We start from the raw sequence: 12,560 nt of genomic DNA, 5'->3' as shown, positions 1-12,560 counted from the left end.
GGCACGTGCGGTACCCAGCCGAGTGTGCCGACCTTCCGTAGGGTCGGCGGGGATGACGTACGAACCGACTGCAATCGAACTGTCCGACAGTGCACGAACGTGGTTGATCGAGCGGCCCATCGAGATCGCGGTGTACATCGTGGTCGCGCTCGTCCTGCGCTTCGTGCTGCACCGCATCGTCGACCGGGCCACGCGCGACAGACCCGGCGGCGAGCCGCGGCTGCTGCGGCCGCTCAAGGACCGGCTGCCCGCCGGCGTGCGGGACTCCGTCGCCGCGCAGCGGCGGGCGCAGCGCGCCCGCACCATCGGGTCGGTCCTCAAGTCCGCGATCTCGATCGTGACGCTCACGTGGTGCGTCCTGCAGATCCTCACGGTCTTCAGCGTCAACGTCGCACCGCTCGTCGCGTCCGCCGGTGTGGTCGGTGTGGCGCTCGGTTTCGGTGCGCAGAACCTGGTGCGGGACTTCCTGACCGGGATGTTCATGCTGCTCGAGGATCAGTACGGGGTGGGCGACATCATCGACGTCGGGGAGGCGGTCGGCACCGTCGAGACGGTGGGGCTGCGCGTCACCACGGTCCGGGACATGAACGGCACGCTGTGGTACTGCCGCAACGGGGAGATCGCGCGCGTGGGCAACATGAGCCAGGGCCACGCCGTCGCGGTGATCGACCTGCCCATCGCGCACAGCGCCGCGGTGCCCCGCGCCTCCGAGATCGCGCTCACCGCCGCGATCGAGGCCTCGGAGGACGACGTGATCGCCGATGCGGTGCTCGAGCGGCCGCAGATGCTCGGGGTCAACAGTGTGACCGCGGAGGCCGTGATGCTGCGCCTGACGGTGCGGGCCAAGCCCGGCCAGCAGTGGGCGGTGCAGCGCCACATCACCCAGGCGGTACTGACGGCGTTCGACGAGCACGACATCGCGGCACCGCTCGCGATGCTGTCGTCGGTGCGGTCCGCCCAGAACTGACCCGGGCCGAAAGATGCCATCGCCGGGCGGCCCGTGGCGGCTAGCGTGGCCACCATGACTCCCCAGTTGAACGCTCTCGGCCTGGTCACCACGGATCTCGCGGCGTCCCTTCGCTTCTATCGGCTCCTCGGCCTCGATCTCCCGGAGGACGCCGAGGCGCAGCCTCACGTGGAGGTGGTCGCCGGCGGGATCCGGCTCATGTGGGACACCGTCGAGGTCGTGGAGTCGTTCGGAGGGCCGTACACCCCGCCGACGGGCGACGCGCGCGTCTCACTCGCCTTCGAGTGCGACGGCCCCGAGGACGTCGACGCGGTGTGGGCGCGGCTCGCGGCGGCCGGCCACGGGGCGGTCGAGCCGTTCGACGCGCCGTGGGGACAGCGCTACGCGACGGTGACCGATCCCGACGGCAACGGCGTGGACCTCTTCGCGCCGCTGCCCTCCTAGACACGGCCCGCCGAACGGCGGTGTCAGCCCCGCGCCGCCGCGGTGTCCGCGCCCGCGGTCTTCAGACCCACGGCCCACTCGATCAACTCGGGAACCTCCTCGCCCGCGGCGCAGAACGTCGCCGGCCGGAACACCGCGACGGTCGCGCCGGCCGCGTGCCAGGCCCGCGTCTTGTCCGCGGTGGCATCGAGGTCGACGGTGCCGTCGTCGCGCCGCTCGGGTCCCACCGACACCTGCACGACGGCCGAGTGGGGATCGCGCCCGTGCGCCTCGAAGGTCTCGCGCAGCAGGGTGACGCTCTCCGAGAACGTCCGCATGTCCGCGGGGTTGACCGTCCAGCCGTCGGCGACGCGGGCGATACGGTCGAAGTTGCGCTGACTGGGGCCGAAGCCGAAGATCACCGGCACCCGGTCCTGCACCGGGAACGGACGGGCGTGGAAGTTCTCGAACGAGTACTCACGGCCCTGGAAAGAGGCCGGCGCCCGGGTCCACAGCTCGCGGCACGCGCGGACGGTGTCCTCCATCCGGCCGAACCGGGCATCGAACGGCATGTTCGTGGCCGTGTACTCGGCCTCCTGCCAGCCGACACCCATGCCGATCGCGGCGCGGCCGCCGGAGATCCGGTCGAGCGTGGCGATCTGCTTGGCCAGCAGCACCGGCGGCCGCACCGTCGCGATGAGGACGGACACATTGAGCAGCGCCCGGTCGGTGACCGCGGCGACCGACGACAGCAGTGACAGTGGCTCGTACCAGTCGTGGTCGAGTGGGAACGGGAAGTTGTGGGTGCGCACCCGTTCCGCGTGCGCGGCCGCGTCGAAGCCGAGATGATCACCGGTGGAGATCATGTCGATTCCCGCGCGGTCCGCCGCCGCGGCCAGGTCGAGCACCGGACGAATCTGTCCGGCGTAGAGATTCTCGGCTCCGAGGATGTTCAGACCGACCTGCATGGCGCTCCTGTTCCGCGGCCACACGTTCGGCAGCCGGCTCTCGAATGCGGATTCTTCCTCATCGAGAGATGCAGCGCAGCAACGATTCTCAGAGCGCGCGACGGGCGTGCTCGCCGAGATCGCCCACCAGGTCGATGCAGGTGAGCCGCTGCGTGAACACCCATTCCCCGTCGCGGACGGCGAACGCGTCGAAGTAGCGGCCCGACAGGATCGGCTGCAGCGGCAGGTCTTCCGTCGCCTGCAGCACCGTGAAGTACGACAGGGAGGTGGCGCTGCGGTAGTCGTCGGCGACGTCGACCCGGAGGTTGGTGACCACGTGCTTGGTCCGCGGCCGCGGCGGCGTGCCGTGCATCTGCACGAAGCTGCGGCACGCCGCCAGCACCCCCTCGGGGTCGCGGTCACGAACCGGACCCAGCGGCGTCCCGGTGTCGTCGCACTGCCCGTACACGGCGTGCGCGAAGAGATCCGCGACCTCCTCCAACCGCGCCTCGTCGATGAGGTGCGTGTAGAGGTGAGCGAGGTCGCGGATCGCCTCGACGGCGCCCAGACGTTCCAGCGTCCAGGCGGTCATCACACGTGGATCTCGCGGCGGACCATCTTGCCGGTCGCGTTGCGCGGCAACAGGTCCGTGGTGATGCGCCACTTCGTCGGCACCTTGTAGTACGACAGCCGGTCGGCCGTGAACTTCCGCAGCTCCTCCTCGGTCACCGTCGCGCCGGGCGTCACCACGACCACGGCCGAGACCTCCTGGCCCAGGTCGGGATGCGGACTGCCGACCACCGCGCACTCCTGCACGGCCGGGTGCTCGTCGAGGGTCTGCTCGATCTCGGTGGGGTAGACGTTCTCGCCGCCGCGCAGGATCAGGTCCGAACGGCGCCCGGTCAGGCGCAGCCGGCCGTTCTCGACGACACCGAAGTCGCCGGTGCGCAGCCACCGGTCCGCGGTGATCGAATTCGCGGTCGCCTCAGGGTCGTTCCAGTACCCGAGCATGACGAACGGGCTGCGCACGCACACCTCGCCCTCCATGCCGTCGGGCAGCCACTCGCCGAACGGATCGCGGATCTCCATGCTCACCGTGATGATCGGCCGGCCCAGCGTGCCCGGGTACTCCTCGAGTTCGGCCGAGGTGGCGACCGCGATCGCGGTGCTGCACTCGGTGAGCCCGTAGCTGTCGACGAGCGCGTTGCGCGCGAACGGCACCTGCTCGCGCAGCCGGTCCTTGAACGCGATCGACGACGGCGCCGACGCGAGCGAGAACGACGTCAGCGACGACAGGTCGTACTTGTCGAGGTTGCCGTGCTCGAGCAGTCGCGAGGCCATGGTGGGGACCGCGCCCCAGTTGGTGACCCGCTCACGCTCGATGAGCGAGAGGATCCGGTCGACGTCGAACGAACCCTGGTTCATGACCAGGGCGCCGCCCATCGCCAGGCGCGGGACGGCCAGGTTGTGCAGGCTCGCGATGTGGAACAGCGGCGAGGTGAGCAGGTCGCGCATGTCGGTCGGCACGTCGGGGTCGCTCGGCTTGCCGGTGAACGCCGCCATGAGCGCGCCGTTGTAGCGGTGGTAGTCCACCACTGCGAGCAGGTTGCGGTGCGAGTGCAGCGCGCCCTTGGGGCGCCCGCTGGTGCCGGAGGTGAACAGGATGACCGACGGATCGTCCTCCTCGACGTGGACCACGGGGCGGTCCGCGCCGGCGAACTCGGCGAAGAGGGCCGGCAGGTCCTCTTCCATCGTCAGCACCGCGATGCCGGTGGTGTCGACGCCGGCGAGGGCGGCGCCGCGCTTGGCGTCGACGACCACGACCTTGGGGGTGCTCTGCTGCAGGCCGTACTCGATCTCGCGCGGCACCCACCAGCCGTTGAGGCCGACGGTGATCGCGCCGAGCGCCTGTGTCGCCCAGAACGTGGTGACCCACTCTGGCGTGTTGGCGGCGAGGATCGCGACCCGGTCGCCCTTCTGCACGCCGTAACGGTCCCGCAGGGCCGCTGCCAGCGCGTACGCGTCCTGCGCGTGCTGGGCGAAGGAGACGCGGCGGTCCTCGGTGACGAGGTAGTCGCGGTCGCCCCACTTGACGGACTGGGCCAGCAGATCACCGACGGCCTTGTCGCGGTTCTTCATGACCGGCATGCGGGTGCCGAGGACCTCTTCCTCGACGATCTCGAACGGCCCGCCGGGGCCGGTGAGCCGGGACATGACCTGATCCAGGTGAAGTTGCGGATCTGCGGGGGCAGTCATGGGTGACCTTTCATCAGTGTCACAGTGTCGTTCCAGTCACCATCAGGTCGTGAACGCCCAGGTCCCAGCCGCGGGAAGTGGGATGTGACGGGTTTCTCACCGCAATTTCTCACGTCGGGGAGCCCGCGCGGGGTGAGTTACCACTCAGCGAGACTAACGGTGATCCGCGCGACAGCCCAGGGCTACTTTTCGCGAAGAACGCTGCCCGAGGGGTGGGACCGACCGCGCCGTACAACCGTGTGGTCGATCCTGCGAGTAGACCTCGGAACCGGTCACCACGCCGGAACTTCGGGCAGTCATTGGGACCGCGCCCACCGGCGCCTCGACAGGAGAGAATGAGTTGGAACGCACCACGATTGCCGAGATGCTGCTCGATCGGGTCGGCGACGAGCACCTCGGTCTCCGCACCCGCGACCAGGATTGGACGTGGGACGAGGTCGTCCGGGAGAGCGCCGCGTGCGGTGAGCTCGCGCGGTCGCTGCGGGCCGAGGGACCGTTCCACATCGGCATCCTGCTCGAGAACGTGCCCGAGTTCCTCTTCTGGCTCGGTGGTGCCGCGCTCGCCGGCGCGACCGTCGTGGGCATCAACCCGACCCGTGGTGCCACGGAACTCGAGGCCGAGATCAAGTACGTCGACTGCCAGCTCATCGTCACCGACGCCGCGGGCATGGAGAAGCTGAGGGGCCTGGACCTCGGACTCGCCGAGGACCGTTTCGTCCTGGTCGACGCCCCCGACTACCGCGAGCGCATCGACGCGCACCGGGTGGAGCCGGCGATGGCCGAGGGCATCGACGAGTTCAGCCTGTACCTGCTGCTGTTCACCTCCGGCACCACCGGCATGTCGAAGGGCGTCAAGTGCAGCCAGGGCCGGCTGTCCCGGCTGGCGTACGCCAACACCGCGAAGTACGGCCACAAGCGCGACGACGTCGACTACTGCCCGATGCCGCTGTTCCACGGCAATGCGCTCATGGCCCTGTGGGCGCCGGCGCTCGCCAACGGTGCCACGGTGTGCCTGCCGCAGGCGCGCAAGTTCTCCGCGTCCGGCTTCCTGCCCGACGTCAAGTTCTACGGCGCGACGTTCTTCACCTACGTCGGCAAGGCGTTGGCGTACCTGATGGCCACGCCGGAGCAGCCCGACGACAAGGACAACCAGCTCGAGCGCGGTTTCGGCACGGAGGCCTCGCCCGAGGACAAGGTCGAGTTCGTGCGCCGCTTCGGCGCCGAGCTGTTCGAGGGCTACGGCTCCTCGGAGGGCGCCGGTTCGGTGAAGCTGGACCCGGAGGCGCCCGAGGGCGCGCTCGGCCGTCCCGCGCACGACGGCATCGCGGTCGTGAACCCGGAGACCCGGGAGGAGTGCGCCCGCGCGATCCTCGACGAGCACGGACGGGTGCTGAACCCCGACGAGGCCATCGGCGAGATGATCAACAAGGAGGGTGCGCGCGCGTTCGAGGGCTACTACAAGAACGACGCCGCCGACGCCGATCGCATCAAGCACGGCTGGTACTGGACCGGTGACCTCGGCTACGTCGACGAGGCGGGCTTCATCTACTTCGCCGGCCGCAAGGGCGACTGGATCCGCGTGGACGGCGAGAACACGTCGGCGCTGATGATCGAGCGCGTGCTGCGTCGTCACCCCGAGGTCATCGCGACGGGTGTGTACGCGATCCCCGACTCGCGGTCCGGCGACCAGGTGATGGCCGCGATCGAGGTGGAGTCGCTCGACTCGTTCGACGTCGACAAGTTCGCCGAGTACCTCGCCGGTCAGGACGATCTCGGCAGCAAGGCGACGCCGCGGTTCCTGCGGGTGTCGACGAACCTGCCGATCACCGGGTCCAACAAGGTCCTCAAGCGGGAACTGCAGGCCGAGCTGTGGCGCACGGACGAGCCGGTCTACCGCTGGGAGGGCCGGGGCGAGCCGGTCTACAAGCAGATGACCGACGACGACAAGGCCGCGCTCGAGGCGGAGTTCGTGTCGTTCGGCCGCCAGCGCTTCCTGGGCGTCTGAGTGTCGGCCCGCAAGGTCGCCCTCGTCACCGGCGCGAGCCGCGGGATCGGCCGGGAGATCGCGCTGGCGTTCGCCCGCGAGGGCTTCGACGTGGCGATCACCGCACGCACCGTCCGCGAGGGTCAGGGCGCCGTGACGCCCCGCACCCGCGCCGAGGGGGGGTCGCTCATCGCGGTCCCGGGCAGCCTCGAGACGACGGCCGCCGAGATCGAGGCGTGCGGTGTGCGGGCATTGCCGATCCGGATGGATCTGCTCGACCGGGACTCGGTCGTCGGTGCCGCCGACGACGTCCTGCAGGCCTGGGGCCGGGTCGATGTCCTCGTCAACAACGCCTACGCGCAGACGGCCGGGCACATGGAGCGGGTCCTCGACCTGCGGCTCGACGACGCCGAGGTGATGGTCCGCGGCAACTACCTGCACCAGTTGGCGCTCATCCAGCGGGTGCTGCCGTCGATGGCCGAGCGCGGTGACGGCGTGATCGTCGACCTGGTGTCCGGGTCGGCCACGACGGACCCGCCGGCCGCGCCCGGCGAGGGCGGTTGGGGCGTCGCGTACGCGGCGTCGAAGGCGGCGTTCGGGCGGCTGGCCGGTGCGGTCAACGCCGAGTACCGCGGTCGCGGCATCCGCGCGTTCAATCTCAGCCCCGGCTTCGTGGTGACCGAGTCCGGCAAGGCGCGGGGCGGCACCGACAAGATCGAGGATGCCGGGTTCGATTCCGTGCCGGCGACGGTCCCGGCCGCGGCCGCCGTCTGGCTGGCGACGGCCCCCGAGGCCGAGCGATTCCTCGGCAAGGTGGTGTGGGCGCCGAAACTGGTGAATGATCTCACTGATTCCACCACGTCCTGACGGGGCGGAAGGCAGGATCGTCGGCGGTCGCGAACGAGGTGACGGCGGGTGGCCCGGACGGCTCGCGCGCGCATGAGTGCAGGTCGGTCGCCGTTCCCGCTGTGCGAGACGCGCGACGCGACGATCCGGCCCGGTCGCTACCGTCCGGGACAACGCAGGCAGACAGTCGCCGAACGGCGACTGTCTGCCTTTGGTAAACGACGTCGTTCGGTATTAGAGGAGTAACGATGGATTTGAGGGAATCCCCCGAACAGCTCGCGCTCCGCAAGGAGCTGCGCGCGTACTTCGCGGCGCTGCTGCCGGAGGAGAAGCGCCGTAAGGCCGGCGAAGAGGGTGTGGGCGGCCAGTACTTCCGCGAGGTCGTCAAGCTGCTCGGCCAGGACGGCTGGCTCGGCATCGGCTGGCCGAAGGAGTACGGCGGACAGGGCCGCTCCATCGAGGAGCAGTTCGTCTTCTTCGACGAGGTGCAGCGCGCCGGCCTGCCGTTCCCGTTCGTCACGGTCAACACCGTCGGCCCGACGCTGATGAAGTACGGCACCGAGGAGCAGAAGGAACGCTTCCTGCCGGGCATCCTCGCCGGCGACATCGTCTTCGCGATCGGCTACACCGAGCCCGAGGCCGGCACCGACCTGGCGTCGCTCAAGACCCGCGCGGTCGCCGACGGCGAGGACTTCGTGGTCGACGGCAACAAGATCTTCACCTCCGGCGCCAACACCGCCGACTACGTGTGGCTCGCGGCCCGCACCGATCCGGAGGCCCCCAAGCACAAGGGCATCTCGATCCTGGTGGTCCCCACCGACGACCCGGGATTCTCGTGGTCGCCGATCCCGACCGTCGGCGGCCTCATGGTCACCTCGACGTACTACAGCGGCATCCGCGTCCCGCAGAAGGACGTCATCGGTGAGATCAACGGTGGCTGGCAGCTGATCGCCGCACAGCTCAACCACGAGCGCATCGGCCTGGCCGCGATCGGTGGCCGCACGTACGGTCTGTGGCATCAGGTCCTGGACTGGGCCAAGGAGAACGGCGCCATCGAGATCCCGTGGGTGCAGCAGGAGTTCGCGCGCACCCACGCCAAGCTCGAGGCCATGCGCCTGCTGAACTGGAAGATGACCGCCGCGGTCGCCGCGGACACGCTCTCCGGCGCCGACGCCGGCGCCACCAAGGCGTACGGCACCGAGACCCACATCGACGTGTACCGCACGCTGCTGGGCATCCTCGGCGCCGCGGGTCGCATCCGCCCCGAGTCGCCGGGCGCGCTGCTGGCCGGTCAGATCGAGCAGATCTCCCGTCAGGGCATGGTCAACACGTTCGGCGGCGGCGTCAACGAGGTCCTGCGCGACATGGTCGGCACCATGGGCCTCGGTCTGGCACGTGAGAAGAGGGTCAAGTGAGCGAATTCCTCACCAAGATCAAGGCATTCGAGGGTCAGATCCTGACCCCCACGGTGTGGGGTCCGGACGAGGTCAACACCCCGATGATCCGGCACTGGGTCGAGACGATGGGCGACACCAGCCCCATCTACCTCGACGACGACGCGGCCCGGGCCACCGGCCGGGACGGCGCCGTCGCGCCCGCGCTCATGGCGCAGGTGTGGACGATGCGTACGTTCAACGACAAGATGGCGAACAACGATCCGTCCCAGGTGTGGACCGATCTGATCGCCACGCTCGACGGCGAGGGATTCACGTCCGTCGTCGCGACCGACTCGGACTTCGAGTTCTTCACGGAACTGCGTCCCGGCGACCGGGTCTCGCTGACCGAGGTCATCGAGGACATCTCCGAGGAGAAGAAGACCGGCCTGGGTGTCGGGCACTTCGTCACGACGCTCAAGACGTACCGGAACGACCGGGACGAGGTCGTCGCGACCCAGCGCTGGCGCACGCTGCGCTTCAAGCCGAAGGGCAGCGAGAAGGCGACCGAGAAGCCGGCGGAGAAGTCGGGCGGCCCCATCCCGGGTCTGCGCCCGCGTCCGGCGCTCAACGCCGACAACGCCTTCTGGTTTGCGGCCGCCAAGGAACACCGTCTGGTGATCCAGCGCTGCACCAACTGCGGCGTGCTGCGCCATCCCACCGGCCCGATGTGCGGGGCGTGCCAGTCGCTCGACTGGGACACCGTCGATGCCTCGGGTCGTGGCACCGTCTACAGCTTCGTCGTCAATCACCACCCGCAGATCCCCGGCTTCGAGTACCCGCTCATCGTGGCGACGATCGAACTCGAGGAGGGCACCCGCCTGATCGCGAACATGACCGGTATCGCGCCGGACGAGGTCGAGATCGGCATGCCGGTGGAACTGGACTGGATCGACGCCGACCCGGATCTGACGCTGCCCGCGTTCCGGCCGGCCGCACGGGAGGATTCCTGATGGACTTCAACTTCAGCGAAGAACAAGAGGCGATTCGCAATCTCGCCGTCGACGTCTTCACCAGCAAGGCCGACATCGACCGCATCAAGCAGGTCGAGCTGAGCGACGAGCGCATCGACCGCGACCTGTGGCGCGAACTCGCCAACACGGGCCTGCTCGGCATCGCGCTGCCCGAGGATCTCGGCGGCGGTGGCCTGGGCCTGGCCGAGCTGTACGTGCTGCTCGAGCAGCAGGGTCGACATGTCGCACCCGTGCCGATCTGGCAGTCCACGCTCGCGGCCCTGGCGGTCGCCGAGTTCGGCACCGACGCCCAGCGCACCGCGCTGGTCCCGGGGGTCGCCGAGGGCAGCACCTTCCTGACGATCGGGCTCGAGGAGTTCGGCCCGTACGTGGAGGGCGCCCCGCAGACCACGGCCACCGAGGCGGACGGCCGGTGGACGCTGACCGGCGCCAAGGCCGTCGTCCCGATCACGCACGTCGCGGACCGCGCGATCGTCTCGGCCGCCACCCCGACCGGCGCGGCGCTCTTCGTCGTCGACCTCGCGGGCGCGGGTGTCTCGGTGGAGCAGACGCAGTCCACCAACTGGGAGATCTGCGGCAACGTCACGTTCGACGCCGCTCCGGCGGAGCTGCTCGGCGCTGCCGACGGCACCACCGTGGCGTGGCTGCTGGACCGCGTCGAGCTCGCGCTCGCTGCTGTCCAGCTCGGTGTCGGTTCCGGCGCCGTGGCGCAGGCCGTCACGTACCTCAACGGCCGCCACCAGTTCGGGCGTCCGCTCGCGACCTTCCAGGCCGTCAACCACCAGCTGGCCGACTGCTACATCGACCTGCAGGCGATGGGCGTGACCCTCTGGCAGGCCGCCCAGAACCTCGTCGACGGCGCGGATCCCGGCACCTCGGTCCTGGTCGCCAAGTGGTGGGCCACCGACGGCGGCCAGCGCATCGTGCACCGCACCACGCACCTCCACGGTGGCATGGGTGTCGACACCGACTACCCGGTGCACCGGCACCTGCTGTGGGGCAAGCAGATCGGCGCGACCCTCGGCGGTTCCGCGTCCGACCTGGCCCGCCTGGGTGCGCAGCTCGCCGCGGGTGTCGAGGTGGTCGGATGACCGCCACCGCCGCCGTCACGGGCCGCAGCTACGACGACATCGCCGTCGGCGAGGTGCTGCCGGAGCTCGCGATCCCGTTGACCCGCACGCTGATCGTGTCGACCGCGATCGCCACGCGCGACTTCCAGGACGTGCACCACGATCCGGAGTTGGCGCGTGAGCGCGGCTCGAAGGACGTGTTCATGAACATCCTCACCAGCAACGGGCTGGCCGGCCGGTTCGTGACGGACTGGGCCGGGCCGTTCGCCACGGTCCGCCGCGTGAAGATCCGGCTCGGTGCCCCGAACTACCCGGGCGACACCATGACGATGACCGGTGAGGTCGTCTCGAAGGAGAACGGTCTCGTCGAGGTGAAGGTCGTGGGCGCGAACAGCCTCGGCAACCACCTGTCGGGCACCGTCACGGTCGCGTACCCGGCCGCTAGCGAAGGGAAGGACGCCTGATGGCTGTCAGCCCGCTCTCGGGTGCCGCCGCGATCGTCGGCATCGGTGCCACCGAGTTCTCCAAGAAGTCCGGCCGTTCCGAGCTGCAGCTCGCGTGCGAGGCGGTCACCGCCGCGCTGGACGACGCCGGTATCGCGCCGTCCGAGGTCGACGGCCTGACGACGTTCACGATGGAGACCAACGGCGAGATCCTCGTCGCCCGCAACTGCGGGCTCGGGGAGCTGAAGTTCTTCTCTCGCATCGGTTACGGCGGCGGCGCGGCGTGCGCGTCGGTGCAGCAGGCCGCGATGGCCGTCGCGACCGGCGTCGCCGACGTCGTCGTGGTCTACCGCGCATTCAACGAACGCTCCGGCATGCGCTTCGGTGCGGGCCAGCACGATCGTCCGATGGACTCGACCGCGGACCGTGCGGCGTACGCGTGGCTCACGCCGCAGGGCCTGGCGACTCCCGCCCAGTGGGTCGCGATGTTCGCTCGCCGGTACATGTACCAGTACGGTGCCACGAGTGAGGATTTCGGTCGGGTTGCAGTCGTGGACCGCAAGCACGCCGCGAACAACCCGAAGGCGTGGTTCTACGGCAAGCCGATCACGCTCGAGGACCACCAGAACTCCCGGTGGATCGCCGAGCCGCTGCACCTGCTCGACTGCTGCCAGGAGACGGACGGCGGTCAGGCCCTCGTCATCGTCTCGGCCGAACGTGCCAAGGACCTGCGCCAGAAGCCCGCGATCATCAAGGGTGCCGCGCAGGGTTCGGGCAAGGACCAGCACATGATGGCGAGCTACTACCGGCCCGACATCACCGGCATCCCGGAGATGGGTCTGGTCGGTCGTCAGCTCTACGCCCAGGCCGGGCTGACGCCGGACGACATGGATGCAGCGATCCTCTACGACCACTTCACCCCCCTGGTGCTCCCGCAGCTCGAGGAACTCGGATTCTGCCGTCCCGGCGAGGCCAAGGACTTCATCCGCGAGGGCAACCTGGAGATCGGTGGACGGCTGCCGAGCAACACGCACGGCGGCCAGCTCGGTGAGGCGTACCTGCACGGCGTCAACGGCATCGCCGAGGCGGTCCGGGTGCTGCGGGGCACGTCCACCAACCAGCCCGAGAACGTCGAGAACATGATCGTCACGGCGGGGACCGCGGTCCCCACGTCCGGTCTGATTCTCGGCGTCGCCTGACCGAATCACCTGGAAGGA

General features: G+C 69.5%; 12 protein-coding genes. 9 read left to right on the top strand and 3 right to left on the bottom strand.

Annotated elements, in window-relative coordinates; translation table 11 throughout:
* The first annotated feature begins 52 nt into the window (after positions 1-52).
* Positions 53-967, top strand: a complete 915-nt coding sequence (locus E7742_RS17210) for a mechanosensitive ion channel family protein (RefSeq protein ID WP_137800047.1) — start codon at positions 53-55, stop codon at positions 965-967.
* 54 nt (positions 968-1,021) lie between these two features.
* Positions 1,022-1,411 (top strand): VOC family protein, encoded by a 390-nt coding sequence (locus tag E7742_RS17205; protein WP_137800046.1) that lies wholly within the window; start codon positions 1,022-1,024, stop codon positions 1,409-1,411.
* A 23-nt stretch (positions 1,412-1,434) separates the two neighbouring features.
* Here E7742_RS17205 and E7742_RS17200 read toward each other — a convergent pair whose 3' ends face one another.
* From E7742_RS17200 to E7742_RS17190, 3 genes are all read right to left on the bottom strand, one after another.
* The gene (locus tag E7742_RS17200) at positions 1,435-2,358 is read right to left on the bottom strand and encodes a TIGR03619 family F420-dependent LLM class oxidoreductase (protein ID WP_137800045.1); all 924 of its coding nucleotides are present in this window, start codon (positions 2,356-2,358) and stop codon (positions 1,435-1,437) included.
* A gap of 88 nt (positions 2,359-2,446) precedes the next feature.
* Positions 2,447-2,929, bottom strand: coding sequence for a nuclear transport factor 2 family protein (locus tag E7742_RS17195; protein WP_137800044.1), 483 nt, complete (start codon positions 2,927-2,929; stop codon positions 2,447-2,449).
* Positions 2,929-4,593 (bottom strand): class I adenylate-forming enzyme family protein, encoded by a 1,665-nt coding sequence (locus E7742_RS17190; RefSeq protein WP_137800043.1) that lies wholly within the window; start codon positions 4,591-4,593, stop codon positions 2,929-2,931. The genes E7742_RS17195 and E7742_RS17190 overlap by 1 nt, the downstream gene beginning before the upstream one ends.
* Before the next feature lie 364 nt (positions 4,594-4,957).
* Between E7742_RS17190 and E7742_RS17185 the strand changes: the two genes are divergently transcribed.
* From E7742_RS17185 to E7742_RS17155, 7 genes are all read left to right on the top strand, one after another.
* Positions 4,958-6,598 (top strand): AMP-binding protein, encoded by a 1,641-nt coding sequence (locus tag E7742_RS17185; RefSeq protein ID WP_217497559.1) that lies wholly within the window; start codon positions 4,958-4,960, stop codon positions 6,596-6,598.
* The gene (locus E7742_RS17180; protein WP_137800041.1) at positions 6,599-7,444 is read left to right on the top strand and encodes an SDR family NAD(P)-dependent oxidoreductase; all 846 of its coding nucleotides are present in this window, start codon (positions 6,599-6,601) and stop codon (positions 7,442-7,444) included. It begins immediately after the preceding gene.
* 227 nt (positions 7,445-7,671) lie between these two features.
* The gene (locus E7742_RS17175; protein ID WP_137800040.1) at positions 7,672-8,838 is read left to right on the top strand and encodes an acyl-CoA dehydrogenase family protein; all 1,167 of its coding nucleotides are present in this window, start codon (positions 7,672-7,674) and stop codon (positions 8,836-8,838) included.
* The gene (locus E7742_RS17170) at positions 8,835-9,809 is read left to right on the top strand and encodes a bifunctional MaoC family dehydratase N-terminal/OB-fold nucleic acid binding domain-containing protein (RefSeq protein ID WP_137800039.1); all 975 of its coding nucleotides are present in this window, start codon (positions 8,835-8,837) and stop codon (positions 9,807-9,809) included. Before E7742_RS17175 ends, E7742_RS17170 begins: the two co-directional genes overlap by 4 nt.
* On the top strand, positions 9,809-10,921 hold the full coding sequence (locus tag E7742_RS17165; protein ID WP_137800038.1) for an acyl-CoA dehydrogenase family protein: 1,113 nt from the start codon (positions 9,809-9,811) through the stop codon (positions 10,919-10,921). The genes E7742_RS17170 and E7742_RS17165 overlap by 1 nt, the downstream gene beginning before the upstream one ends.
* Positions 10,918-11,364, top strand: a complete 447-nt coding sequence (locus E7742_RS17160) for a MaoC family dehydratase (RefSeq protein ID WP_137800037.1) — start codon at positions 10,918-10,920, stop codon at positions 11,362-11,364. The genes E7742_RS17165 and E7742_RS17160 overlap by 4 nt, the downstream gene beginning before the upstream one ends.
* Entirely contained in the window at positions 11,364-12,542 is a 1,179-nt protein-coding gene (locus E7742_RS17155) for a lipid-transfer protein (RefSeq protein WP_137800036.1), read from the top strand. Before E7742_RS17160 ends, E7742_RS17155 begins: the two co-directional genes overlap by 1 nt.
* Positions 12,543-12,560 lie beyond the last annotated feature (18 nt).

This window comes from Rhodococcus sp. SGAir0479, from assembly GCF_005484805.1.
Taxonomy (GTDB): Bacteria; Actinomycetota; Actinomycetes; order Mycobacteriales; family Mycobacteriaceae; genus Prescottella.
The sequence above is the reverse complement of the archived record's forward strand: the minus strand, read 5'-3'. Positions and strand labels throughout refer to the sequence as shown.

What these genes read in the sequence shown, in the direction of transcription:
- E7742_RS17210 (WP_137800047.1), top strand. Translation starts at nt 53, where the DNA reads ATGACGTACGAACCGACTGCAATCGAACTGTCCGACAGTGCACGAACG.
- E7742_RS17205 (WP_137800046.1), top strand. Translation starts at nt 1,022, where the DNA reads ATGACTCCCCAGTTGAACGCTCTCGGCCTGGTCACCACGGATCTCGCG.
- E7742_RS17200 (WP_137800045.1), bottom strand. Translation starts at nt 2,358, where the DNA reads ATGCAGGTCGGTCTGAACATCCTCGGAGCCGAGAATCTCTACGCCGGA.
- E7742_RS17195 (WP_137800044.1), bottom strand. Translation starts at nt 2,929, where the DNA reads ATGACCGCCTGGACGCTGGAACGTCTGGGCGCCGTCGAGGCGATCCGC.
- E7742_RS17190 (WP_137800043.1), bottom strand. Translation starts at nt 4,593, where the DNA reads ATGACTGCCCCCGCAGATCCGCAACTTCACCTGGATCAGGTCATGTCC.
- E7742_RS17185 (WP_217497559.1), top strand. Translation starts at nt 4,958, where the DNA reads ATGCTGCTCGATCGGGTCGGCGACGAGCACCTCGGTCTCCGCACCCGC.
- E7742_RS17175 (WP_137800040.1), top strand. Translation starts at nt 7,672, where the DNA reads ATGGATTTGAGGGAATCCCCCGAACAGCTCGCGCTCCGCAAGGAGCTG.
- E7742_RS17165 (WP_137800038.1), top strand. Translation starts at nt 9,809, where the DNA reads ATGGACTTCAACTTCAGCGAAGAACAAGAGGCGATTCGCAATCTCGCC.
- E7742_RS17160 (WP_137800037.1), top strand. Translation starts at nt 10,918, where the DNA reads ATGACCGCCACCGCCGCCGTCACGGGCCGCAGCTACGACGACATCGCC.
- E7742_RS17155 (WP_137800036.1), top strand. Translation starts at nt 11,364, where the DNA reads ATGGCTGTCAGCCCGCTCTCGGGTGCCGCCGCGATCGTCGGCATCGGT.